General features: G+C 72.0%; 20 protein-coding genes and 1 riboswitch. Of the genes, 7 read left to right on the top strand and 13 right to left on the bottom strand.

What is annotated here, in order from left to right; genetic code table 11:
- Window positions 1–81 precede the first annotated feature (81 nt).
- The 12 genes from murG to Q7X29_RS03895 all read right to left on the bottom strand — a co-directional run bounded on the left by murG (window position 82) and on the right by Q7X29_RS03895 (window position 14,532).
- Window positions 82–1,197: an undecaprenyldiphospho-muramoylpentapeptide beta-N-acetylglucosaminyltransferase gene (gene murG, locus Q7X29_RS03950; RefSeq protein ID WP_308248323.1), complete on the bottom strand. Its 1,116-nt coding sequence runs from the start codon at window positions 1,195–1,197 to the stop codon at window positions 82–84.
- A 58-nt stretch (window positions 1,198–1,255) separates the two neighbouring features.
- Window positions 1,256–2,761, bottom strand: coding sequence for a putative lipid II flippase FtsW (ftsW, locus tag Q7X29_RS03945; protein WP_374104814.1), 1,506 nt, complete (start codon window positions 2,759–2,761; stop codon window positions 1,256–1,258).
- Entirely contained in the window at window positions 2,758–4,194 is a 1,437-nt protein-coding gene (gene murD, locus Q7X29_RS03940; protein WP_316573695.1) for a UDP-N-acetylmuramoyl-L-alanine--D-glutamate ligase, read from the bottom strand. Before murD ends, ftsW begins: the two co-directional genes overlap by 4 nt.
- Window positions 4,195–4,244: 50 nt before the next feature.
- Window positions 4,245–5,321, bottom strand: a complete 1,077-nt coding sequence (mraY, locus tag Q7X29_RS03935) for a phospho-N-acetylmuramoyl-pentapeptide-transferase (RefSeq protein ID WP_218716002.1) — start codon at window positions 5,319–5,321, stop codon at window positions 4,245–4,247.
- Window positions 5,318–6,817: a UDP-N-acetylmuramoyl-tripeptide--D-alanyl-D-alanine ligase gene (locus tag Q7X29_RS03930; RefSeq protein ID WP_316573328.1), complete on the bottom strand. Its 1,500-nt coding sequence runs from the start codon at window positions 6,815–6,817 to the stop codon at window positions 5,318–5,320. The genes mraY and Q7X29_RS03930 overlap by 4 nt, the downstream gene beginning before the upstream one ends.
- On the bottom strand, window positions 6,814–8,418 hold the full coding sequence (locus tag Q7X29_RS03925) for a UDP-N-acetylmuramoyl-L-alanyl-D-glutamate--2,6-diaminopimelate ligase (protein ID WP_316573327.1): 1,605 nt from the start codon (window positions 8,416–8,418) through the stop codon (window positions 6,814–6,816). Before Q7X29_RS03925 ends, Q7X29_RS03930 begins: the two co-directional genes overlap by 4 nt.
- A 104-nt stretch (window positions 8,419–8,522) precedes the next feature.
- On the bottom strand, window positions 8,523–10,406 hold the full coding sequence (locus tag Q7X29_RS03920) for a peptidoglycan D,D-transpeptidase FtsI family protein (RefSeq protein WP_316573326.1): 1,884 nt from the start codon (window positions 10,404–10,406) through the stop codon (window positions 8,523–8,525).
- Window positions 10,403–11,473 (bottom strand): hypothetical protein, encoded by a 1,071-nt coding sequence (locus Q7X29_RS03915; protein ID WP_316573325.1) that lies wholly within the window; start codon window positions 11,471–11,473, stop codon window positions 10,403–10,405. The genes Q7X29_RS03920 and Q7X29_RS03915 overlap by 4 nt, the downstream gene beginning before the upstream one ends.
- Window positions 11,470–12,468 carry a 16S rRNA (cytosine(1402)-N(4))-methyltransferase RsmH gene (rsmH, locus tag Q7X29_RS03910; RefSeq protein ID WP_218715912.1) on the bottom strand — a complete coding sequence of 333 codons (999 nt, stop codon included), beginning with the start codon at window positions 12,466–12,468 and terminating at the stop codon, window positions 11,470–11,472. Before rsmH ends, Q7X29_RS03915 begins: the two co-directional genes overlap by 4 nt.
- 219 nt (window positions 12,469–12,687) lie before the next feature.
- Window positions 12,688–13,119 carry a division/cell wall cluster transcriptional repressor MraZ gene (gene mraZ, locus Q7X29_RS03905; RefSeq protein ID WP_218715918.1) on the bottom strand — a complete coding sequence of 144 codons (432 nt, stop codon included), beginning with the start codon at window positions 13,117–13,119 and terminating at the stop codon, window positions 12,688–12,690.
- A gap of 409 nt (window positions 13,120–13,528) precedes the next feature.
- Window positions 13,529–13,957 carry a DUF3040 domain-containing protein gene (locus Q7X29_RS03900; RefSeq protein WP_218715913.1) on the bottom strand — a complete coding sequence of 143 codons (429 nt, stop codon included), beginning with the start codon at window positions 13,955–13,957 and terminating at the stop codon, window positions 13,529–13,531.
- 125 nt (window positions 13,958–14,082) lie between these two features.
- On the bottom strand, window positions 14,083–14,532 hold the full coding sequence (locus Q7X29_RS03895) for an SAV_6107 family HEPN domain-containing protein (RefSeq protein WP_316573324.1): 450 nt from the start codon (window positions 14,530–14,532) through the stop codon (window positions 14,083–14,085).
- A gap of 116 nt (window positions 14,533–14,648) precedes the next feature.
- Here Q7X29_RS03895 and Q7X29_RS03890 point away from each other — a divergent pair, with 116 nt between their 5' ends.
- The 5 genes from Q7X29_RS03890 to Q7X29_RS03870 all read left to right on the top strand — a co-directional run bounded on the left by Q7X29_RS03890 (window position 14,649) and on the right by Q7X29_RS03870 (window position 19,952).
- Window positions 14,649–15,275: a GNAT family N-acetyltransferase gene (locus tag Q7X29_RS03890; protein WP_218715915.1), complete on the top strand. Its 627-nt coding sequence runs from the start codon at window positions 14,649–14,651 to the stop codon at window positions 15,273–15,275.
- The gene (locus Q7X29_RS03885; RefSeq protein WP_316573323.1) at window positions 15,272–16,849 is read left to right on the top strand and encodes a phytoene desaturase family protein; all 1,578 of its coding nucleotides are present in this window, start codon (window positions 15,272–15,274) and stop codon (window positions 16,847–16,849) included. Before Q7X29_RS03890 ends, Q7X29_RS03885 begins: the two co-directional genes overlap by 4 nt.
- Window positions 16,850–17,180: 331 nt before the next feature.
- Complete coding sequence (locus Q7X29_RS03880) at window positions 17,181–17,873, top strand: carotenoid biosynthesis protein (RefSeq protein WP_218715919.1); 693 nt, start codon at window positions 17,181–17,183, stop codon at window positions 17,871–17,873.
- A gap of 158 nt (window positions 17,874–18,031) precedes the next feature.
- Complete coding sequence (locus Q7X29_RS03875) at window positions 18,032–18,778, top strand: LppM family (lipo)protein (protein WP_218715920.1); 747 nt, start codon at window positions 18,032–18,034, stop codon at window positions 18,776–18,778.
- A gap of 1 nt (window position 18,779) precedes the next feature.
- Window positions 18,780–19,952: a glycosyltransferase gene (locus tag Q7X29_RS03870; protein WP_316573322.1), complete on the top strand. Its 1,173-nt coding sequence runs from the start codon at window positions 18,780–18,782 to the stop codon at window positions 19,950–19,952.
- A 454-nt stretch (window positions 19,953–20,406) separates the two neighbouring features.
- Here Q7X29_RS03870 and Q7X29_RS03865 read toward each other — a convergent pair whose 3' ends face one another.
- Window positions 20,407–21,111 carry a hypothetical protein gene (locus tag Q7X29_RS03865; protein WP_316573321.1) on the bottom strand — a complete coding sequence of 235 codons (705 nt, stop codon included), beginning with the start codon at window positions 21,109–21,111 and terminating at the stop codon, window positions 20,407–20,409.
- Between the two features lie 212 nt (window positions 21,112–21,323).
- Window positions 21,324–21,417, top strand: a riboswitch (SAM riboswitch).
- 27 nt (window positions 21,418–21,444) lie between these two features.
- On the opposite strand from Q7X29_RS03865, the gene Q7X29_RS03860 reads away from it, so the two are divergent.
- A complete protein-coding gene (locus Q7X29_RS03860; protein ID WP_316573320.1) occupies window positions 21,445–22,152 on the top strand; it encodes an LLM class flavin-dependent oxidoreductase in 708 nt (235 codons plus the stop codon).
- Complete coding sequence (locus tag Q7X29_RS03855; protein ID WP_316573319.1) at window positions 22,149–23,768, top strand: ABC transporter substrate-binding protein; 1,620 nt, start codon at window positions 22,149–22,151, stop codon at window positions 23,766–23,768. The genes Q7X29_RS03860 and Q7X29_RS03855 overlap by 4 nt, the downstream gene beginning before the upstream one ends.

The raw sequence follows: 23,768 nt of genomic DNA, 5'->3' as shown, positions 1-23,768 counted from the left end.
GATCCTCGCCGCTCGAGCTGCGTCCACCGCCGATGATCGGGCGGCCCGCGTGCTCCGCTGCCGCCTCCGGCCGCTGACCGCTCATCGGGCGACCTCGGTGACGATCCTGGCCACCGTGTCGGCAGCGTCGCGATGGCCGGCGCCGGCGGCGGCGCGGCTCATCTCGGCGAGTCGAGCGGGGTCGAGCAGCAGCGGAATCACCTCATCGATCACGTATTTCGGGGTCAGGTCGGCATCGGCGACAATTCTGCCACCTCCCTGCGCGACCACGGGCCTGGCGTTGAACTCCTGCTCGCCGTTGCCGTGCGGCAGCGGAACGTAGAAGGCGGGCAGTCCGACCGCCGACACCTCGGCCACGGTCATCGCGCCGGAGCGGCACACCACCGCGTCGGCGGCGGCGTAGGCCAGGTCCATCCGGGACAGGTACGGCACGGCGACATACGGCGCGGCCGCGTCGGCGGTGCTCACCTCGACACTGTTCTTCGGGCCGTGCGCGTGCAGCACCGAGATGCCCGCGGCCGCCAGCTGCGGCGCGGCGCCGGAGACGGCCTCGTTGAGGCTGCGCGCGCCCTGCGACCCGCCGAACACCAGCAGCACCGGCCCCTCGGCCGGCAGGCCGAAGTGGGCGCGGGCCTCGGCGCGCAGGGCCGCGCGGTCGAGGCCGGTGATGGAGGCGCGCACCGGGATGCCGACGACCTGGGCGTTGGCCAGGCCCGAATCGGGCACGGCGGCCAGCACCTTCGCGGCGAGCTTGGCGCCGACCTTGTTGGCGATGCCCGCTTTGGCGTTGGCCTCGTGCACCACCACCGGCACGGCCCGCTTGCGGCCGAACAGGCCACCGCGCGCGGCGAGGTAGGCGGGCAGCGCGACATAGCCGCCGAAGCCGATGATCACGTCGGCCTGCACCGCATCGATGACGGCCCTGGTCGCCTTCACCGAGGCGCGCACCCGCCCGGGCAGACGCAGCAGGTCGGCGGAGGGCTTGCGTGGCAACGGGACCGGCGGGATCAGCTCGAGCGGGTACCCGCGTTCGGGAACGAGCTCGGTCTCCAGTCCGCGTTCGGTGCCCAGCGCGGTCACCCGGATCGAAGCGTCGAGCGCGCGCAGGGCGTCGGCGACGGCGAGCGCGGGTTCGATATGGCCTGCGGTGCCTCCGCCTGCGACGATCACCGACAACCCGGGACGCGGGTGACTCACGTGGATCTACCTCGTTCTCTCTGTGTTCGACTTGCCCGGTTCACGAGGGCCTGCGTGGTCACGCATCGCCACCTCCGGCCCGCCTCTTCACCGGGCGGTGCGGCATCGGATAGGTCGGTTCCCATGCTCGGGTCGACCGTAGCGAACTGGTGCCGCGGCTCTGGGGGGCGCGTCGGCGCCGGGGGGCCGGGCTCTCGCGGCGCGCGGCCGGACGAGGCCGCTCGGCCCTGGCTTTCGAGGCGGACCGGCGCGGGGCGTCTGCCTTGAACGGTGTGTACACCTCGGGCACCGGCAGGCGCAGCATCCGGCTCACGCGGCCGTCCTGTCCTGCCTGCAACGCCGAGACCGCCTCCGGTTCGTGCCGGGCGGCACTGGCGATGATGCCGAACATGAACAGCGTGATGGCCAGCGAGGAACCACCGGCCGACACCAGCGGCAGCTGCAGACCGGTCACCGGCAGCAGGCCGACGACGTAGCCGATGTTGATCAGCGCCTGCGCGGTGATCCAGGTGGTGGCGGTGGCGGTGAGCAGCCGCAGGAACGGGTCGACCGACCGCAGCGCGATCCGGATACCGGCGTAGACGAACAGCGCGAACAGCGCCAGCACCAGCATGCAGCCCAGGAAGCCGAGTTCCTCGCCGATGATGGCGAAGATGAAGTCGTTGTGCGAGTTCGGCAGGTAGCTCCACTTCGCGCGGCTCTGGCCGAGGCCGCGGCCCCAGATGCCGCCGTCGGCGAGGGAGTACTTGGCCTGGCGCGCCTGGTAGTTGACGCCCTGCGGGTCGTCACCGGGGTTGAAGAACGCGCGCACCCGGTCGGAGCGATAGCCGGCCGACAGCGCCAGCACCGACGCCGCGACCACACCGGTGACCATGATCCCGACGAACAGCCGCACCGGCAGCCCGCCGAACCATAGCAGCGCCATCAACACGATGCCGAGCGCGATCGTGGTCGACAGGTTCGGTTCCAGCACCACCAGCAGACACACCAGCAGGCCGGCGGGCACCAGCGGCACCAGGATGTCCTTGAGCTGGGCGCCACGACGTGAGGCCAGCAGATGCGCGCCCCACACCACCAGCGTCACCTTGACGACCTCGGACGGCTGGATCGACAGCGGGCCGATGTCGAACCAGCGCCGCGCGCCGCCGTGGATGGCGCCGATGCCGGGGATCAGCACCAGCACCAGCGCGAGCACCGAGATGCTGAAGATCGGGAACGACCACTGCCGCAGCAGCCGCAACGGCAGCCGTAGCGCGATATAGAAGGCGATGGCGCCGAGGCCGGCGAACATCGCCTGCTGGATGAACAGCGCGTACGCCGATCCGCCGCCGGCGTAGGCCTCGACGCTCGACGCCGAGAGCACCATGACCAGGCCGAGCACGGTCAGCAGAGTCGCGATGGTGACGATCAGATGGAAGGACGCGAGCGGGCGGGCCAACCACGCGCCGAAGCGCTCCCCCGCCCAACCCGGCTGTGCCGCGTTCCGTCCGCCCCGGCGTCCTACGCGGTTACGCAAGCTGCCTCCTCCGGGCGCTGACGGTTCAGCCGGGCGCGTCTGTGTCATAGTGCCCGCCCGATGTCACCGTCTTCCAGTGCCGTCACCGCGTCCACGAAGCAGCGTCCGCGGTGGGTGTAGTCGTCGTACATGTCCAGGGAGGCGGCCGCGGGCGCGAGCAACACGGTGTCTCCGGCACGGGCCAGACCCGCCGCGGCGCGCACCGCGCGGCCCATGACCGCTTCGGCACGCTGGGATCTCGACGACTCCATGCCTGCATCGTCTCGCGCGTCCAGCTCGATGACCGGGACCTCGGGTGCGTGTCGCGCCAATGCGGCGGCGATCACCGGCGCGTCGGCCCCGAACAGGACCGCGCCGACCAGCCGGTCGCCCACTTCGTCGATGAGGTCGTCGACACTGGCGCCCTTGAGCAGACCGCCCGCCACCCAGACCACGTGCGGGTGCGCCATGATCGCCGCGCGCGCGGCGTGCGGGTTGGTGGCCTTGGAGTCGTCGATGAAGTCGACCCCGCCGAGTTCGCGGACGAACGCGGTGCGGTGCGGGCCCACCTTGTGCTCGGCGAGGCCTTCCTTGACGAACTGCGGGGCCACGTCGATCGCCCTGGTCAGCGCGGAGGCGGCGAGGGCATCGGCGATGCCTGCCGGGCCCTGCGGGCTGATGTCGGAGGTCTCGGCCAGGATCGCGGCCTTGGTGAACGCGCGGTCCAGCAGCTTGCCGTCGACCACGCCGAGCTCGCCGTCGGCGGGCACGCCGATGCGGAAGCCGACGGTGCGACGGGCCTTGGCCTTGCGCGCCAGCGAGCCCGCCACCGGATCGTCGAGGCCGACGACGCCGACCCGGCCGGTCAGCGCGCGCGCCTTGGCGGCGGCGTAGGCGTCCAGGCCGCCGTGCCAATCGAGGTGATCCTCGGCGACATTGAGCACGACACCGGCCTCCGGGCGCACCGACGGCGCCCAGTGCAGCTGGAACGAGGACAGCTCGACCGCGAGGACCTGCGGGCCGGGATTGCGGCGCAGCGCGTCCAGGATCGGCAGACCGATGTTGCCGCAGGCCACGCTGGAGATGCCGGCGGCACGCAGGATCGAGTGCGTCATATTGGTGGTGGTGGTCTTGCCGTTGGTGCCGGTGATGACCAGCCACTTGCGGACCGGGCCGTAGATCCGGGCCTGGTCGACCCACCAGGCGAACTCGACGTCACCCCAGACCGGGATGCCCTCGGTGACGGCGGAGACCAGCACCGGTGAATCCGGTCGCCAGCCCGGGCTGGTGATGACCAGCGCGAACCTGCTCAGATCGGCGGTCTCCAGCTCGACGCTGGTGGCGACCTCGAGACCCAGCTCGGCGGCATCGGCCAGCGCCTTGGCGCCGCTGTCGGTGACCACCGGATGCGCGCCGATATCGCGCAGCGGTTCGATCAGTGAGCGCCCGGAGACGCCCCAGCCCGCGACGAGCACGTCACGGCCACGCAGGAATTCGAGCATGGGGCCCGGGGAGCGGAGGGCACGGGGAGAGTGTTCGACCATGTTCGTCCTCACCCGACCTGCGAGAGATATTCGCTGTAGAACAGTCCGAGACCCACGGCGGCGGCGATGCCGGCCAGGATCCAGAACCTGATGATCACCGTGGTTTCGGCCCACTTGCTCAATTCGAAGTGGTGATGGAACGGCGCCATCTTGAACAACCGGTTGCGGGTGGTGCGGTAGACCGCCACCTGCAGCACCACCGACGCCGCCTCGGCGACGAACAGCGCGCCGATGACGACCATCAGCAGCTCGGTGCGGGTGGTGACCGACAACCCGGCCAGCATGCCGCCCAGCGCCAGCGAGCCGGTGTCGCCCATGAAGATCTTGGCGGGCGCGGCGTTCCACCACAGGAAGCCGATGCACGCGGCGGCCGCGGCGGCACACACCAGCGCCAGGTCCAGCGGGTCGCGCACGTCGTAGCAGCCGGCCTCGGGGCTGGTCGAGCACGCGTTGCGGTACTGCCAGAAGGTGATGATCACGTACGCGCCGAGCACCAGGCTCATCGAGCCCGCCGCCAGACCGTCCAGGCCGTCGGTCAGGTTGACCGCGTTGGACCAGGCCACCACCAGCAGGCAGACGAAGACGACGAACACGATCGCGCCCATCGACACCGTGGAGATGTCGCGCACATAGGAGATGTGCTTGCTGCCCGGGGTGAGGCCGTTCTGGCCGCGGAACTGCAGCACCAGCACCGCGAACAGGACCGCGGCGCCGATCTGGCCGATGTACTTGCCCGCGGCCGACAGACCGAGGTTGCGCTGCTTGCGCAGCTTGATGAAGTCGTCGAGGAAACCGACGACGCCGAGCGCGGTGGTCAGCCCGAGCACGAGCAGACCCGAGGCCGTCGGGCCCTCCGCGTCGTAGCCGATGCCGATCAGGTGCGAGCCGAGGTACCCCGCCCACATGCCGATCAGGATGGCGACGCCGCCCATGGTCGGGGTACCGCGCTTGGCCTGGTGACTGGCCGGGCCGTCGACCCGGATCTCCTGGCCGAAGCCCTGCCTGGCGAAGACCCGGATCAGCAACGGCGTCAACAGGATCGACACCGCCAGTGCGATCCCCGCCGCGAATAGAATCTGCCTCATCGAGCCGCCTCCGTGCTACCTTCCCCTGCCCTGGTCAGGTGCTCGGCGACGGCCCACAGACCGACCGCCTTCGACGCCTTGACCAGTACCACATCGCCCGCGGCGATCTCGTCGTCGAGCAGCGCGATCGCCGCGTCGATATCGGGCACGAGGATCGACTCCTCGCCCCATGAGCCTTCCATCACCGCGCCCTGGTGCATTCCCCGGGATGGCCGTCCGGTGCCGACCACGATCAACCGGTCGACGTCGAGGCGCACCGCGAGGCGGCCGATCGCGTCGTGTTCGATCACCGAGGTGTCGCCGAGCTCGCCCATCTCGCCGAGCACGGCCCAGCTGCGGCGCGGCTCGTCGCCCGCCTTGGCCAGGGTGACCAGCGCCTTGAGCGCGGCCTTCACCGAGTCGGGGTTGGCGTTGTAGGAATCGTTGATGACGGTGACGCCCTCGGCGGTGGTGCGCACGTCCATCCGGCGCGCCGAGGCCGCGGTGGCGCCGGACAGCGCCTGGGCGACGGTGGCCAGGTCGGCGCCGCATTCCAGCGCGACGGCGGCCGCGGCCAGCGCGTTGCCGACCTGGTGCTCGCCGTGCACGGCCAGCCGCACCGGGACGGACTCCCCGCCCGCGTGCAGGGTGAACCGGGCACGAGCCTGCTCGTCGGTGACCACGTCGGTGGCGCGGATGTCGGCGTCACCGGCCATACCGACCCGCACGACCCGGGCCCGGGTCCGCGACGCCATGGCGGCGACGTTCGGATCGTCGGCGTTGAGCACGGCCAGCCCGTCGGCGGGCAGCGCCTCGACCAGCTCGCCCTTGGTCTGGGCGATGGCCTCCCGGCTGCCGAACTCGCCCAGATGGGCGGTGCCGACATTGAGCACCACGCCGATGCGCGGCGGCGCGATGCGCGCCAGCGCGGCGATGTGGCCGGGTCCGCGGGCCGACAACTCGAGCGCGAGGAACTTGGTGTCCAGGCCGGCGCGCAGCGCGGTCCAGGGGTGCCCGAGTTCGTTGTTGAACGACCCGGGCGGGGCGACGACCGGACCCAGTGGTGCCAGCACGGCGGCCAGCAGGTCCTTGGTCGAGGTCTTGCCGGAGGACCCGGTGACGCCGACGACGGTCAGCCCGGTGCGCTCGGCCAGCCGCTCGGTGCTGGCCCGCGCCAGCGCGGCCAACGCGGCCAGCACGGCGGCGCCGGAGCCGTCGCCGTCGTGGCTCAGCGCCACCGAGGACGCCGGGACCGAGCCGAGGTCCGGCGCGACGACGATCGCGGGCACCCCGACCGGCCGGGCCGCCAGCACGGCCACCGCGCCCGCGGCCACCGCGGCGGCGGCGTAGTCGTGTCCGTCGGAGTTGGCGCCCGGCAGCGCGAGGAACAGATCGCCGGAACCGATTCGGCGCGAATCGAATTCGACCGAACCGGTCACCAGTGCCTGAGGGTCGGGTACGTCGTGCAGCTCGCCGCCGACGACGTCCGCGATCTCCCGCAGTGTCATCTCGATCATGAAACCGTCAAGTCCTCCGAGTCCGTCTGCGGACTGTGTCGTGTCTGCAGGGTTTCCAGCGCCGCCGCGACCACCTCGCGGTCGTCGAAGGGATGCTTGACGCCCTGGATCTCCTGCCCCGCCTCGTGGCCCTTGCCCGCGATGAGCACCACGTCGCCGGAACGCGCCCAGGCGATGGCGGCGGCGATGGCCGCCGCGCGGTCACCGATCTCGCGGATCTCGCCGCGGTCGGTGGCCGGGAGTTCGTGCGCACCGGCCACCACGGCGGCCCTGATGGCCGCCGGGTCCTCGGTGCGGGGATTGTCGTCGGTGACGATCAGCAGGTCGGCGCCGCGTGCGGCGGCCGCGCCCATCAACGGGCGCTTGGCCGCGTCACGGTCGCCGCCGGCGCCGACGACGACGGCCAGCCTGCCCTGCCCGGCCTCGGTGAGGTGGCCGCGCAGGGTGGCCACCACCGATTCGACCGCGGCGGGCTTGTGCGCGTAGTCGACGACGGCGAGGAAGTCCTGGCCACGCTCGACCCGCTGCATGCGGCCGGGGACGTCGACCGTGGCCAGCGCGGGCGCGGCGACGGCCGGATCGACCCCGGCGGCGGCGCAGGTCGCGACGGCCAGTAGTGCGTTGGCGACGTTGTAGCGGCCGGGCAGCCGCAGCCGCACGGACAGCTCGCCGTCCGGCCCGGCCGCGGTGAACTCCTGCTCACCGCCGGTGGCGCGGACGTCACCGGTCACGTGCCAGGTGGCGCCCTCCGATATCGCGCCGGTGGTCGACACCGTGACCGGCGCGGTGAGGTCGCCCGCGAGGCGGGTGCCCCACTCGTCGTCGACGCAGATCACCGCGATGCGCGCGGCGACCGGCGAATCCGCGTCGAAGAGCTTGCGTTTGGCGGCGAAGTAGTCCTCGAAGTCGGCGTGGAAGTCGAGGTGGTCCTGGGACAGGTTGGTGAAGGCGCCGACGGCGAAGCGCACGCCGTCGACCCGGCCCAGCGCCAGCGCGTGGCTGGAGACCTCCATCACGACCGCCTGCACGCCCTGCTCGACCATCGCCGCGAACATCGCGTGCAGCTGGGGTGCCTCGGGCGTGGTGAGCGCGCTGGGCACCCGCCTGCCGCCGATGCGGGTCTCGATGGTGCCGATCAGCCCGGTGGACAGGCCCGCCGCGGCGAGCCCGGCCTCCACCAGGTACGACGTGGTGGTCTTGCCGGAGGTCCCGGTGATGCCGATGATGCGCAACCGGTCGCTCGGGTGGCCGTAGATCTCGGCCGAGAGCTCGCCGAGCGCGGCGCGCGGCCGCTCGCGCACCAGGACCGGGACGGCGACCTCGCCGATCAGGGCGGCGCCTGCGGCGTCGGTGTACACGGCCACCGCGCCGCGATCGATGGCGTCGGCGGCGAAGCGCGCGCCGTGCGCGTTCGCGCCGGGCAGCGCGGCGAACAGGTCACCGGGGCGCACGGCGTTGGACCGCTGCTCGATGCCGGTGACGGTTACTTCGGTGGTCACCGGGGTCGCCACCGTGGCGCCGGTGAGGTCCAGCAGGGCCCGCAGCGACGTCGACGGCGGCGTGGTGGGCCGGAGCGCGTGCGGGCTGGACTGCGCGGGCACAAGGCTCCTCTCTGAGAGTGATCGAGCGCGTGGGCGAGACGAGCAGTCAGGTTACCGACGCGCGGTGTCGGATGGACAACGCGGGTTGTGCCTAGGCGGAGGAGTTAGAGCCCGGCCTCCAGCACCAGCCGTTTGGGCTCCGGTGACGGCGGCACGCGGTCGCGCTGCAACGCCCAGGAGGCGATGCTGTGGAACAGCGGCGCGGCCGACCCGCCACCGCTGCCGTCGGAGCTGCGGATCGGCGCGTCGAGCATCATGCCGATCACGTAGCGGGGGTTGTCGGCGGGCGCCATCCCGGCGAAGGTGATGTAGAACGACGACGACGAATAGCACCGGCAGGCCGGGTCGACCTTCTGCGCGGTGCCGGTCTTGCCCGCCACCTGGTAGCCCTCGATGGCGGCCGGGGAGCCGGTGCCCATCTGGTAACCCATCGGGTCCTTCTGCACGGTCGCCTGGAAGACGGTGCGCAGGGTGCTTGCGGTCTGCGGGCTCACCACGCGCACGCCGTCGGGCTGCAGTTCCTCGGTGCGGGTGCCGTCGGGGGCGATCCTGGCCTTGACGATGCGCGGTGGGATGCGCAGGCCGTCGTTGGCGATGGCCTGGTACATGCCGGTCATCTGCAGCGTCGTCATCGAAAGACCCTGACCGATGGGCAGGTTCGCGAAGGTGCCGCCGGACCACTGGTCGCGCGCGGGCACCTGGCCCGGGCTCTCGCCGGGCAGGCCGATCCCGGTGCGCTTGCCGAGGCCGAAGCGGTCGACCATGTCGGCGAAGCGGTCCTCGCCCACCCGCTGCGCGAGCATGAGAGTGCCCACGTTGGAGGACTTTCCGAAGACGCCGGTGGTCGTGTACGGCGCGGTGCCGTGCTGCCACGCGTCGTTGACGGTGACCCCCGACATCCGGATCGAGCCGGGCACCTGCAGCACCTCGTCGGGCGTGGTGAGCCCGTACTCGATCGCGGCGGCCGCGGTGACGATCTTGTTCACCGAGCCGGGCTCGAACGGTTCGGCGACCGAGGGGTTGCTCATATCGGCCGAGGCCCAATGCTGGGGTCCCAGTGCGGGATTGAAGGTGTTGTCGTTGGCCATCGCCAGCACCTGGCCGGTCTTGGCGTCGAGCACCACCGCCGAGGCCGAGGACGCGCCGGAGAGCTGCTTGGCCTGCTGCACCTGCTGCTGGACGTAGTACTGCATGTCCTCGTCGAGGGTCAGTTCCACGCCGTAGCCGTTCACCGCGGGCTGCTGATCGCGGTAGCTGCCGGGGATCACCGCGCCGTCGGAGCCGCGGTCGTAGGTGCGCGAGCCGTCGGTGCCCGCGAGCACCGAGTCCAGCGCGGACTCCAGGCCGATCTGACCGTGCCCGTCCCAGCCGGTCGCGCCGACCACATTGGCCGCCAGTGCGCCACCGGGGTATTCGCGCAAGTCCTGGCGTTCGGCGCCGACCTCGGGGAACTTGGCCTGGATCTCCGAGGCCACCCGCGGATCGACATTGCGGGCCAGATAGGTGAAGGTCTTGTCGCTGCGCAGCTTGTCCAGCAGCTCTTCTTCCTTGGGTGCCGCGGCGCCGAGCTTGTCGTGGACGAACTCGGCGATGTCCTTCAGACGCTGTTCGGGATCGGGCGCGCTCGACTTGGCCTTCTTGGCGTCGGCCAGCTGCTGGCGCACCCGGACCGGCTGGAAGGTCAGCGCTTTCGCGGTGATGGTGAAGGCGAGCTGGTTGCCGTGCCGGTCGGTGATCGGGCCGCGCACGGCGGCCTCGGTCTCCTTGGTGGTGCGCTGGGAGGCGGCCTGCGCCGAGAGCGCGGGCGCGGCCAGGCTCTGGATGTAGAGCAACTGCAGCGCCACCACCGCCAGCGTCGCCAGCAGGGTGACCCGGCCGACGCCGAGGCGCAACCGGATCGGCCGGTCCGGCGAGAGCGACCCCGAACGGCGGGCCCTCGACGAGACCGGCCCGCGTCGCTGTTGCGACGCGGGCCCGCTCTGCCTCATCGACCGCCCTCCGGAGCGACGATCCGCGGTGACTCGCTCGGCGGCCCCGCGACCCGGCCTGGTAGGCCCGCCGCGACACCCGGGGCGGGTGGCGGCGTGTCGGCCGGTGCGGGCGGCTCGCCCTGCTCTCCGGGGATGCTCTGCTCGACGACGGGGGCGCCCTGCTCGACGGGCGCGGCGACGTCGACCCGGTCGGGCACGGTCACCGGGGCCAACGGCGCGGGCGCCGGACCCTCCGCGGGCGCGGGCGCCGGACCCTCCGCGGGCGCGGGTACCTGTCCCTCGGCGGGCGCGGGTGCTTGTCCGTCGGCGGGCGGGGCGGCGTCGACCGGGGCCAGCGGCGCGGGCGCCGCAGCGACGGCGGGCTGCGGCGCGACGGCCGGGCCCTGCGGCGCGGCGGGCGCCGGAGCGGCGGGTGCGCCACCCTGGGTGGCGGGCGCGGCCAGCACGTTCGCCGGGGTTCCACTCGGGGCGGCCGGGCCTGCGGTCGAGGCGCCCGGCTGCACCGGAACCACCCGCTCGCCCTGCGCCTGCGCGTGACCCGGCGCGGGGTTGGGAGTGGTGGTCGGCGGGCCGTTCAGCGGCGGCACCGGCGCGCCCTGCGCGGGCGTCGGCGTGCCGATGACAGTCACCTCCCCACCGGGACCGAGCACCAGCCGGGCCGGGTCCTTGGCGGGGATCATGCCCAGTTCCCTGGCGCGCGCGGCCAATTCGGGAGCGGAGTCGGCGGCGGCGACCTCGCGCTGCAACGCGGCCCGCTCGTCGGCGAGCTTGCGGTTGACCGCCCTGGCGTCGCCGAGCTGGTAGCTGTCCTCGGCGGCGCGGGTGGTCAGCAGCAGCGTCAGGGCCAGACCGCAGCCGAGCAACCCGATGATCGCGGTGACGAAGGGAATCCGCCCGGCCATCGTCGAGCCCCGTTCGGGCAGCTCGATCCCGTCGAGCAGCTGCTCCCTGGTGCGCTTGCGCGCGTAGGCCCGCTGCGCGGCACCGGATTTCACCCGTTCGGCCGCCTCGACGCGACGGGCCGTACGCCCCGGCACGGCGACGGTGCTCGTCCGCACGCTCATCGTGTCCCCTCCTGTGTCCTCCCTGACCTCTCCGCGATCCGTTCGGCCGCGCGCATCCGCACCGGCGCGGATCGCGGATTGACCTCGATCTCGGACTCGGTCGCCTTCTCCGCACCTCGGGTCAGCATCCGGAACTCCGGTCCCATACCGGGCAATTCGACCGGCAGGTCCATCGGTGACCTGGACACGATCCGGGGCGCGAACTCCTGTTTGACCAGCCGGTCCTCCAGCGACTGGTACGACATGACGCAGATCCGCCCGCCGACGCGCAGCGAATCCAGGGCCGCGGGCAGCGCGGCCCGCAGCGAGTCGAGCTCGCCGTTGACCTCCACCCGCAGGGCTTGGAACGTGCGCTTGGCCGGATGACCGCCGGTGCGCCGCGCCGCGGCCGGAATGGTGTCGTAGAGCAGTTCGACCAGCTGGGCGCTGGTGCTGAACGGCGTGACCGCGCGCCTGCGCAGCACCTCCGAGGCGATCTTGCCCGCGAACCGTTCGTCGCCATAGGTTTTCAGCACCCGGGCCAGGTCGCCGTGGCTGTAGGTGTTGAGCACGTCGGCGGCGGTCGGGCCGGTGGTCGGGTCCATCCGCATGTCCAGCGGCGCGTCGACGGAGTAGGCGAAGCCGCGATCGGCCTCGTCGAGCTGCATCGACGACACCCCGAGGTCCATCAGAATCGCTGACACGGAGCCGAACTCGGGCAGGCCCGCCTGACTGAGCGCGTCGGCGATGCCGTCGTAGCGGGTGTGCACCAGGGTGATCCGGTCGGCGTAGGGCGCGAGCCGCTCGCCGGCCAGTGTCAGCGCGGTGGTGTCGCGGTCGAGCCCGACCAGGCGCGCATGGGGATAGGTGCGCAGGAAGTGTTCGGCATGGCCGCCCAGGCCGAGGGTCGCGTCGAGGTAGACCGCGCCCGGCTCGCTCAGCGCGGGGCCGAGCAGCTCGTCGGCGCGGGTGAGCAGGACCGGCACATGACGGGGGTTCTCGGTGTCATGGTTCACCTCGACCTCCCGGGATACTGCCTCGCGTCGCAGACGGGTCGCCTTGCCACACAGTGCTTTTCGAATGAGATTGCGGTCTGAATGAAGCCGCTCCACCGCCCTTGCGGTGGAACCGGCGAATGCGTCGAGGTCTCTGACCGAGGCGCGGCACCTGGCGTCGGGGAAGTACGTCAGGGTCCACGCCCGGGCAGAGGCCTCGCAGCACTCGCGTGCTCCGAGCTAGAAGATCCCGCCCAGCGACTCGTCTCTGGCTTGCGCGTAGTCCTCCTCGTGCTCGGCGAGGTAGGACTCCCACGCCTGCTTGTCCCATATCTCGAGGAAGTCGACCGAACCGATCACCACGCAATCTCGCGTGAGATCGGCATAGCGTCGATGGTCCGGCGACAGCGTGATCCGGCCCTGTGCATCCGGACGTTGCTCGTCGGTGCCCGCCGCCAGCGCTCGGACGAAAGCCCTTGCCTGCGGGTTGCTTCGAGACGCCGCTGCGGCCCGCCGCGCGAGCGCGGTGAACTCGTCTTTCGGGTACACGGCCAGGCTGTGGTCTTGACCTTTGGTGACCATCAACCCTCCCGCCAGTTCGTCTCGAAACTTCGCAGGCAACGTCAGTCGCCCTTTGTCGTCCAGTCGGGGGGTGTAGGTACCGAGGAACATCTCGGCCACCTCCCTACTGGATCACCTCGCCGTACGGCCTCTCCTGTAGTGCGCGACCCACATTACCCCACTTTCCCCCACTTTCAATCGAAACCCCGGGTGATCTCGCTCCCCGCCAACACAATTCCGCAGGTCATGCCAGCTATCACCGAGATTCGGGGTTATCGCGTGTTCGGGCAACCCGCGCGGGTCGGCAACCCCTGGTTCCGACAACGTTCAGCAAACATCCCAGGTGCTACCGGCGGCGATGCGCGCCGTGGGGGCGCGGTGGGGAATGGTGGGGAAAGTGGGGGAACCGCCCTGACCATCGATCCGGCGGACCCCCACCGCCGAAACAGGCGAAGGCGGCGCCGCACCCGATCGGGTGCGGCGCCGCCTTCGATGCTGTTGCGCCTCGGCTACCGCCGAGCTACTCCTGCTCGAACCTTCGGCGGAACCGGTCTTCCATCCGCTCGGAGAAGCCGCCGGACTTGCGCGGACGACCACCGCGTCCGGTCGAGCCGCCCGTGGGGCCGGAGCCCGCGGCGGGGGTCTCGGACGAGTCCGGCCGAGCGGACCTGCGGGAGTTGCCGATCATGAGCAGGACGCCGGCGCCGAACATGGCGATGAAGCCGACGAGGCTGATGATCGGGAAACCGCCCGGCTTGAACGGGGCGGCGATGCCGGCGACGAGCAGGAACAGGCCGATGGCGAACAACGCCGCGGCCTGCAGTCTGCGTCGACTCGACGTGGAGCGAAGACGTCCGCCGCGGACGGACGAGGCGAACTTCGGATCCTCAGCATAGAGAGCGCTCTCGATCTGTTCGAGCATGCGCTGCTCGTGCTCGGAGAGTGGCACGGTACCTCCCCCGGCACTAGGCGTGGCTGGTCGCCTCCGGGTAGGCGACGGGTAGCCGACCTTGGCGGCTATCTGCTCCCCATGATACGAGTTCGATCGAAGCCGTACCACCTACTCGGTGATAACTAAGCAGTCATGTCCCGGTCGCGACTCGGCTGCGGGCGTGTCTTGACGGCGGCGACCAGCGCATCGTCGACGTCGTAGAGGAATGCGCCCACCCGTGAGCAGAACTCGTCGGCCCGGGTGTCGGTGACCGCGCGGTCCAGCCCGGCCTCCAGATCGGCCCGCAGTTGCGAGTGCGCCTCGAAGTAGTCCGCCCACATCGCGAATTCGGGGCTCGCACGCCGCAGCAGGACCCAGGCGCTGCGCGAGCGCGCCCGCGGCGCCCGATCGGCGCCGGTGAGCGCGATCATCGCGCCCGCGCCGCGCAGCGCGGCCAGATAGGCGGTGCGGAACCGCTCACCCGGATCGTGTTCCCAGGCCGAATCGGTGAGCAGGGCGTCGGCCTGACGTAGCAGCCCGCCCGCGCGACCGTCGTGCCCCGCGTGCTCCCGACCATCGTTGCGACCAGCCATCTGCTGCCCCTTTCGCCCCTCGCACAGATCGAACAAGCATTCGAACGTTTGAATTGAGATTGAATATAGGGACACCCACCGACAACTTCCGCGCCAGCGCGCCATCGACGAGAGCCATGACAGCCGTCAAGCCGAATCACACCCCAGCACCCGTCGTCGTCGACCTCAGCGTCGCCGCCTTGCGCGCGCGCCTGCACGACGCCCTGTCGGTGTATGTCGCCGCCATGGACTATCCGCGCGGCACCGAGCATCACCGCGCCCCGATGTGGACCGAGCACACCACCAGGGCCGGCTGGCGTGCCGTGGCCGCGGTGCTGCCCGACGACTCGGGCGGGGTCGACCTGCGCACCGCTCCGATCCTGGCGATCGCCTACGGCTACAGCGGCGCGCCGCGGCAGTGGTGGCATCAGCAGGTGCACACCGGCATGCGCCGGTGTGGCTGGCCCGAGGCCGCGACCCGCGAGCTGCTCGCCGACTACTTCGAGCTCACCGAGCTGCACGTGCATCCGGCGGCGCAGGGGCGCGGGATCGGCTCGACGCTGCTCGAGCGGCTGCTGGCCGACCGCGCCGAGGCCGCCGTGCTGCTGTCGACGCCGGAGGTGCCCGAGGAGGACAACCGGGCCTGGCGGCTGTACCGGCGAGCCGGATTCACCGATGTGATCCGCAATTTCGTCTTCGCGGGTGACACCCGGCCGTTCGCGATCCTGGGCAGGCGGCTGCCGCTGCCCCCGTCCGGCGCGTGAGGACGGCGGGCACGACCGTCGTCGTCGGGTCGGGGCACAACGCGCTGGTCGCGGCCTGCTATCTGGCGAAGGCCGGACAGCGGGTGCAGGTGCTCGAGCGCGACGCGGTGCCCGGCGGCGCGGTCTCGACGGTCGAGCGATTCCCTGGTCATCTGGTCGATCGCGGGTCCTCGGCGCACATCATGATCCGGCACACCGGGATCATCGAGGAGCTCGAGCTCGGCCGCTTCGGGCTGCGCTACGTCGACTGCGATCCCTGGGGTTTCACGCCGTCCGACGGCGTGCGCGCGCCGCTCGTCTTCCATCGCGATCTCGACCTGACCTGCGCCTCGATCGCCGCGGCCTGCGGTGAGCGCGACGCCGAGGCCTACCGCCGCTTCGTCGGCGTGTGGGGCGAGCGCAGCGCGCGGGTGATGCGCGCGTTCGGCGGGCCCCCGACGCCGGGCAGGCTCGTCCGCTCGTTCTGGGGCCTGGACGCGCGCGACGGCGGCAGCGCCCTGTCGCGGGAGTTCCTGCAGACCGGGGACGCGCTGCTGGACTACTGGTTCGACGACGAACGCCTCAAGGCGTCGCTGGCCTGGTTCGGCGCGCAGTCGGGCCCGCCGATGTCGGAACCCGGGACGGCGCCGATGGCCGGTTTCGCCGCGCTCATGCACACGCTGCCGCCCGGCCGGGCCGTGGGGGGAAGTGGGGCGCTCAGCGCGGCCCTGATCGCCCGGCTGCGCGCCGACGGCGGCGAGCTGCACACCGGCGACGCCGTCACCGCCCTGCGCCGGATCGGCGACGGCTGGCGGGTGCGCACCGCCGCGGGCCGGGACCTGCACGCCGACACCGTGATCGCCGGCTCGCACATCCTGGCGACCCTGGAGCTGCTGCGGGCCGGCGATTTCGACGCGGCCACCCTGGACGACTGGCAGCGCCGGATCCGGGTCGGCCCCGGCATCGGCATGGTGGTGCGCCTGGCCACCGACCGGCTCCCGGACTACCCCGGCGCCTGCCCCGCCGAATCCGCGCGCGGACTGCAGTTCCTCGTCGCGGACCGCAACCAGCTGCGGCGCGCGCACGGCGCGGCCCTCGGTGGTGCGCTGCCGCCCCGGCCGGTGGTGCTGGCGATGAGCTTCAGCGCGCTCGATCCCACCATCGCGCCGCCCGGCGAGCACCAGCTGTCGCTGTGGGCGCAGTGGCATCCCTACGCGCTGGCCGACGGCAGCGACTGGGCCGAACACGGCGAGCGCGAGGCGGACCGGATCGTCGCCGAGGTCGAGCGGTACGCCCCCGGCTTCGCCTCGTCGGTGCGGCAACGATTCGTGCAGACACCGGTCGATCTGGAGCGCGAGATGGGGTTGCGCGGCGGCAATGTCATGCACGTCGAGATGTCGCTGGATCAGATGATGCTGTGGCGGCCGCTGCCGGAGTTGTCGGGACAGCGGGTGCCGGGCGCGCCCGGCCTGTACCTGACGGGCGCGTCGACCCATCCCGGCGGCGGTGTGTCCGGGGCCAGCGGCCGCAGCGCCGCCCGGCTCGTCCTCGGCGATCGCCGGATCCGCCGGTTCCCGTTCGCGCGCGGGCGATGAGACCTGGACTCGCCGTGTCGTTCTCGTGCGGCCCGGCATCGTCGCGGCGGATCCCGTCGCGACGACGGCGGTATCGGCTGCCAGCGGTGCGGTGCGCGCTGGAGCGCGGCGACGAGACTTCGGCGACGGCGGCGCGTGGTTCGAGGTCGTCGATCGGCAGGCGGAACCGGTGATCGATACCCGGCACCCTCGGTGGCTCGCGGACCAGCCGGGCCGGGGCGCGGCGGCGTTCGGTCGATGGTTACGCACCGAGCCGTCGCGCGCGTTGCCGACGGCCACGGCGATCCTGCTGGTCCTGGCGCAGATCGCCTATCCGTTGAGTGCGGGCACCATGCGTGACCGGATCACGATCGTCGTCGTCGCACTGTCGGCGGCGACCGCCCTCCTGCACGCGGCGACGACCCGCGGCGCGCGCTGGGCCATCGGGTTCTTCGTCATCGTGTCCGGGCTCGGGCTCGCCGCCGAGATCGTCGGCACGGCGACCGGGTTTCCGTTCGGCGATTACGCCTATGCCGTCGACCGGATCGGGCCCGCGCTCGCCGAGGTGCCACTGGTGGTCCCGCTGGCGTGGACCGGCGGGCTGTATCCGATCTGGATCGTGGCGGGACTGATCGCGTCGCGGGCGTGGGGTCGCGGCGGACTGTTCGTCGTCGGCGCGGTCGGCTGGGATCTGTTCCTCGATCCGCAGATGGTGGCCGACGGCCAGTGGACCTGGGCCGTCACCGATGCGGGGCTGCCCGCACTCCCCCAGATCCCGTACACCAACTACCTCGGCTGGGCGCTGGTCGCCACGCTGATGGCGGTGCTGCTGACCGTGCTCGACCGGCGGGTGCCGCCCGCCCACGATCCGTCGGTGGCGGTTCCGGTGGCGGTGTTCGGCTGGACCTGGCTCGGCTCGGCCCTGGCCCACGCGGTGTTTCTCGGGCTACCCGCCTCGGCGATCTGGGGGTTCCTCGGCCTGGCCTCCCTCGGCATCCCGCTGCTGCTACGCGGGTTCGCGCGACACGGCGACCGCACGGCCTGACGTACCCGACAGCGGGCTGACCGGCGCCGAGTCCGCCCCGCCGCACGCGCGATTCGACGACGAATCGCCTGTTCGGCACCCCCGGTGGGCCCGTCGTGTGGGTTCTCGGGCCCGGGCCTGGCACGATGACATCCGTGCAGCCGAGTCTCGTCGCCGACATGCCCGCTCCTTCACCGCGTCGCTCCGCGCGTACCCGGCGCGTCACGGCCGTCGCCGTCCTGCTGGCGATGCTGGTGCCCGCCCTGGCCGGGTGCCTGCGCGTGCAGGTGTCGATGGGCGTGTCGTCCAACGACCGGGTGTCGGGACGGATCGTCGCCGCGGTGGTGCCGACCGGCCCCACCGACAAGGGCCCGCAGCTCGAGGCGCCGGACCAGCTGGCGGCGAAAGTGCGCGTCGAGAACTACAACCAGGACGGTTTCGTCGGCACCCAGGTGTTCTTCGACGACCTGTCCTTCGGCGAGGTCGGCCAGCTCGGCGGCCTGTCGGATCAGACCCAGGGCATGTTCACCCTCGAGTTCCAGCGCACCGGCGATCTGGTGAGCCTCAAGGGCCGCGTCGACCTGGAGTCGGTGCCGCCGCACGGCTCGGACGTGCAGTTCTCCATCGCGTTCCCGGCCCGCGTCGCCAAGACCAACGGCACCCGCGAGGGCGACAACACCGTGTCCTGGAAGCTGCCCGCGGGCGAGACCTCGACCCTGCGCGCCGAGGTGAAGTACGCCGACCCGAACACCCGCTCCTTCGCCGGCTGGGCGGGCATCGTCGGCGGCATCACCCTCGCCGTCGCCGCGCTGATCGCCGGTCTGGCCTTCCGCGACCGCAACCCCGGCCCGCCGAACGCGCCGCGCGGCGGCTTCTCGCCGCAGGAGATGTGGCGCGAGATCGCCAGCCGCAGGCTGGGCCGCTGACATGGGCGCGGCGGGCCGCTACCTGACCTGGGCGGGCACCGGTCTCGCCGCGCTGGGCGCGACCACCGCCGCCTACAACCTGGTCACGCTGCGCAGCCTGCCGCGCCGGGTCGCGGGGGTGATCGAACCGGTGACCGTCTGCGTGCCCGCCCGCGACGAAGCCGAGCGCCTGCCCGAGCTGATCGGCGACCTGCGCGCCCAGACCGGCGTCCCCCGGCTGCGCGTACTGATCCTCGACGACGCCTCCACCGACCACACCTACGAAGCCGCCTCGGCCGCGATCGGCGGTGACGATCGGTTCACCGTGCTGCGCTCGGCCGCCCACCCGGCGCCCGGCTGGACCGGCAAGGCCGCCGCCTGCGCGCGGCTGGCCGCCCGCACCGACGCCGCGGCCCTGGTCTTCGTCGACGCCGACGTCCGGCTCGCCCCGCACGCGATCGCGGCGGCGGTCACCGAATTGCGCAGGCGTGGAGCCGGTCTGGTGTCGGCCTGGCCGGTGCAGGAGTCCGGCTCGGCCACCGAACGCCTGGTCCAGCCGCTGCTGGCCTGGTCGTGGGCCTCGACGCTGCCGGTCGGCCCGGCCAATCACAGTCTGCGCCCGTCGACCGCGGTGGCGTGCGGACAGTTCCTGGCCGTCGACGCCGCGGCCTATCGCGCCGCTGGCGGCCACGCGGCCGTCGCCGCCAGCGCCACCGAGGACCTCGACCTGGCCCGAGCGCTGCGCCGGACGGGTCATCGCACCGCTTTGGTGGCCGCGGGCCCCAGCGCGGGCACCCGGATGTACGACGGCGCGGCCGAACTCACCGAGGGCTACACCCGCTGGCTGTGGTCGGCCTACGGCGGCCGGGTCGACGCCGGCGCCGCGGTGGGCGCGCTCGCGGCCCTGGCCTACTGGATCCCGCCGCTGGCCGCGCTCTGCGCTCGCGGCCGGGTCCGCCGCGCCGGACTGCTCGGCTACCTCGCCGCCGTGGCGGGCCGCCTCGCCGCCCGCGCCACCGAGACCCGGCAGCGGCCGACCCGCGCCGACCTCACCTCCGCGCTCGCCCACCCGCTGGGCGTGGCGCACTACTTGGCGCTGTGGACCCGGTCGCACTACCGCCATCGCACCGGCACGCTGCGCTGGAAGCAGCGCCCACTGGTCGCGCCGGAGACCGCGAGCGCCCAGCACGCCTGACGCGCCCGGCCGCGCTCAGCGATCGGTGATCCGCAACGAGAATTCGCCGCCCATCCCCCGGCTCGTCGTCAGGGTCAGCCGCAGCCGCGACATACCGTCGACGAGATCGCGATTGCCGCCCCGACGAAGATCCGGCCACAGCCACGAGATCCTCGAACCCCAAGCGATCCGGCGCCACGCGATCCGGCGCCACGCAGGAAGAGAGCAGATCCGCGGGACCACCCTCGAACATCGGGTCGGCGAAGGCCTTCGCGCGCAGGCGGTGGAAGGCGCGTGCGTATCGGGCCGTCGGCGCGTGCCCGGCGAAGGCGGCTGCCGCATGCGCTGATCCATCGGCCAGGACCAGCACCAGCATGGCGGCCAGGAACACCGTCGAAGCCGTTGGTGGCGTCGACCACCCGCTTGCCGCCGAGCGCGGCGGCGCGTGCGAGTCCGTCGAGTCCCCGCTGAGCCCTCAGGGAACCTCGGTGATCCCCACGGTCGGGAAGAAGAAGCAGGAGCGGCCCGCGTTGTCGGTGGTGCCGAAGACGGCGGCCAGGACGGTGCCGTGGCCGGTGTCGACCGGGACGGCCCGCACACCGCCGACCGGGATGGCGGCGAAGAGGAAGTCGCGGATCGCGGTCTCGGCGATGGGGCGCAGTTCGACGGGGACCTCGGGCGGGACCAGCGCGCGCACCACGTCGGCAATGGAGCCCATCGAGGCCAGCCCGCCGCGCCCGGTGCTGATATTGAGCCAGGCCACCTGCATGCCGGAGGTCTCGGTGGCCGCGGTGTCCGGTGCCAGGCCGTAGGGCAGGAAGGTGAACATCGTCTGGCCCGATTTCACGGCGGTGAGGTCGAGACCGGGGATCTGCACGGCGTTGGCGGGCCACGGGCCGGGCACCGCGCCCGCGACGGCGGGCACGAGCCCGAGGCCGTCGCCCGCGCAGTTCGCGGCGACCGTCGGGTACAGGAACGGTTGGATGCCCAGCGCTTTCAGGGTGTCGACGACGCTCTGATACGCGCCGAGCAGGTCACCGGGACCGGCGGTCGGGGTGGCGGCGGGCGCATCCCTGGTTACCGTCGCGGGCACGGCCGCCGCGGTGGGCGCGGCCAGCAGCAGCGCGGCGGCGCAGGCCGCCAGCGTGGTCAGGGCGGTGAAACGACGCGGCACGGTCACAACGCACTCCTCATCGACGCGGAGACATCCGACGCTACGCCCGTATCCGGCGGAATCCGCGCAGGTGAGGCGCGTCGTTTCGTCGGCGCGTCGCGGACAGTGTGCACCAGCGCCGCCCCGGTTCCAAGCTCTGCGCTCACGCTGATCCTTACCGTTGTGAAGTATCGCCGCAGTGCCACATGCTGATTCGGTACCGGCCCTGTGGTCGGTCACAACCATCCAGAGCGACCGAGAGACCTGGCTCCATGACGTCGCAGCAACCCGCCCGTTCCCGGGTGTGGGTGCTTCCGCCGGGTTCGATGGAGGAGCAAGAGTGGCGAGGTCTGCTGTCGCATGAAGTTTCTGTTGTTCACGCTGGTGACCCGGGCGGTGACCACGCTCAGCCTGTTCGACCCGGTGCGCGCGTCCGAGGACTACGCGACGCTGGACAACCTGGCGGATGGCCGGCTGGAGCTGATCATCGGCAAGGGCAACGGCCCCGCGCAGGCCCGGATCCGGCACGGCAGCGCGACCAGCCGCGAGTCGGTGGAACTGGCCGCGCGCCACGGTGATCCGCTGCTCTCGGCCGACGTCACCAACCCCATCGAGCCGTCTGCCGAACTGGTTCGCCACTATCGGCAGCGCTGGGCCCACTACGGCCGCGACCCCGCCGACGCGCTCGTCGGCGCGGGCACCGTGGGCTTCCACGTCGCCGCCACCTCCCAGCAGGCCAGAGCGGTCTCCACGCCGCTGTTCGAGGCGCGTCGCGCGCTGGCGCGAAAGCTGGGCCTGCCCCTGGTGTTCGACACCATCGACGACTTCCTCGCGCGCAGCTCCGCTCTGGTCGGCAGCCCGCCGGAAGTCATCGACAAGGTCGGCCGGTACCACGAGCAGCTCGGCCACGAGGTGATCCATCTCTCCGCCGAACGCGACGGTCGCGCCGACACCGACTACCTGGGCAGCCTCGAGCTGTTCCAGGCCGAGGTGGCGCCCGAACTGCGCCGCCGCATTCCCAGCCGTCCCCTGGCCGCAGGCCGCGAATTCTCTGGAGTCACCCCGTGATCGGTCCTCGTCATCGTTTCGCCGCCGCCGTCGGCGTCCTGGCTGTCGCCACCTCCGTGGTCGCGTGCGGCAGCGACACCGGCGGCGCGGGTGGGCAGGCCGGTCCGCCGCAGCCCGGCGGCACCCTGCGCTACGGGTTGTCCCAGGCCCCGTCGTGCTCGGATCCGGCCCAGGCCGGGTCGAACCAGACCATCTACGTCACCCGCCAGATCGTCGACTCGCTCACCGACCAGGACCCCAAGACCGGCGCGATCACCCCCTGGCTGGCCAAGAGCTGGGAGGTCAGCCCCGACGCCAAGGTGTTCACCTTCACCCTCGCCGACGGCGTCACCTTCAGCGACGGCACCGCGCTGACCGCGGATTCGGTGCGCGACACCTTCGACGCGATCGTCGAGCTGGGCGGTGCGAAGGCGCCGCTGGGCGCGAGCTACCTGACCAACTACGTCGGCACGACGGCGGTCGACAAGCTCACCGCCCGGGTCGAGTTCAGCCAGCCCAACGCCCAGTTCCTGCAGGCCTCCTCGACGCCGCAGCTCGGCATCCTGGGCCGGGCGACCAATGCCAAGCCGGCCGAGGCCCGCTGCGCGGGCGACAACATCGGCAGCGGCCCGTTCACCTACGCCGCCTACAGGCAGGACGTCTCGGTGACCCTGGCCAAGCGGGCCGGATACCACTGGGGCTCGGCGGTGTTCGGCCATCAGGGCGAGGCCTACCTGGACCGGATCGAATTCACCGTCGTTCCCGAGTCCGGCGTGCGCACCGGCAGTCTCGTCTCCGGCCAGCTCGACGCGATCAGCGACGCGCTGCCCCAGGACGCGCCGCAGATCGAGGCCGTCGACGGCCGGATCCTGTCCACCTCCAACCCCGGCACGCCGTTCGGCTTGCAGCTCAACGTCAATCGCGGCCCGCTGCGCGATCCGGCCGTGCGCCAGGCGCTGCTGCCCGCGCTCGATCGCAAGCAGCTCGTCGACACCGTGCTCGGCCCGCAGTTCAAGTTCGCGACCTCGTCGCTGGCCTCGGCGACCCCGGCCTACACGGACCTGTCGGCGAAGCTGCCCAACGACCCGGCCAAGGCGAAGTCGATCCTCGACCAGGCGGGCTGGGTGCCCGGTGCCGACGGTATCCGCGCGAAGAACGGTGAGCGCCTGAGCTTCTCGGTGACCTTCAGCCAGGTCTTCGCGGGCAACCAGGCGATCCTGGAGCTGGTGCAGCAGCAGCTGCGGCAGGTCGGCGTCGAGCTGACGCTCGATCTGGTCTCGGGCCCGGAGAGCACCGCCAAGATGAACTCCAAGGACTACGACTCCTTCTACAGCAACTCCACCCGCGCCGACGGTGACATCCTGCGCACGTCGTTCTCGCTCACCGGCCGCAACCTCAACGCGCGCGGCCCGATCCCGGCGCTGGACGAGACCCTCGACAAGCAGCTGGCCACCAACGATCCCGCGGCCCGCGCCGCGCTGCTCGGGACCGCGCAGCAGCTGATCCTCGACAACGGCCTCTACCTGCCCACCGTCGAGTTGTCCCAGGCGATCGGCGCGGCCGCCAACACCCAGGATCTGAAGTTCGAGGCCTCGGCCCGGCTGCAGTTCTTCGATACCTGGCTGAGCGGGCGCTAG

The sequence above is a fragment of the Nocardia canadensis genome (assembly GCF_032656385.1).
Taxonomy (GTDB): domain Bacteria; phylum Actinomycetota; class Actinomycetes; order Mycobacteriales; family Mycobacteriaceae; genus Nocardia; species Nocardia canadensis.
Note: the sequence above shows the minus strand (reverse complement) of the source record. Positions and strands in the feature narration are given on the sequence as shown.

Coding starts and splice junctions, on each gene's coding strand:
- ftsW (WP_374104814.1), bottom strand. CDS start 2,761: ATGACACAGACGCGCCCGGCTGAACCGTCAGCGCCCGGAGGAGGCAGC.
- murD (WP_316573695.1), bottom strand. CDS start 4,194: ATGCTCGAATTCCTGCGTGGCCGTGACGTGCTCGTCGCGGGCTGGGGC.
- mraY (WP_218716002.1), bottom strand. CDS start 5,321: ATGAGGCAGATTCTATTCGCGGCGGGGATCGCACTGGCGGTGTCGATC.
- Q7X29_RS03930 (WP_316573328.1), bottom strand. CDS start 6,817: ATGATCGAGATGACACTGCGGGAGATCGCGGACGTCGTCGGCGGCGAG.
- Q7X29_RS03920 (WP_316573326.1), bottom strand. CDS start 10,406: ATGAGGCAGAGCGGGCCCGCGTCGCAACAGCGACGCGGGCCGGTCTCG.
- Q7X29_RS03915 (WP_316573325.1), bottom strand. CDS start 11,473: ATGAGCGTGCGGACGAGCACCGTCGCCGTGCCGGGGCGTACGGCCCGT.
- mraZ (WP_218715918.1), bottom strand. CDS start 13,119: ATGTTCCTCGGTACCTACACCCCCCGACTGGACGACAAAGGGCGACTG.
- Q7X29_RS03895 (WP_316573324.1), bottom strand. CDS start 14,532: ATGGCTGGTCGCAACGATGGTCGGGAGCACGCGGGGCACGACGGTCGC.
- Q7X29_RS03890 (WP_218715915.1), top strand. CDS start 14,649: ATGACAGCCGTCAAGCCGAATCACACCCCAGCACCCGTCGTCGTCGAC.
- Q7X29_RS03880 (WP_218715919.1), top strand. CDS start 17,181: ATGCGTGACCGGATCACGATCGTCGTCGTCGCACTGTCGGCGGCGACC.
- Q7X29_RS03875 (WP_218715920.1), top strand. CDS start 18,032: ATGCCCGCTCCTTCACCGCGTCGCTCCGCGCGTACCCGGCGCGTCACG.
- Q7X29_RS03870 (WP_316573322.1), top strand. CDS start 18,780: ATGGGCGCGGCGGGCCGCTACCTGACCTGGGCGGGCACCGGTCTCGCC.
- Q7X29_RS03860 (WP_316573320.1), top strand. CDS start 21,445: ATGAAGTTTCTGTTGTTCACGCTGGTGACCCGGGCGGTGACCACGCTC.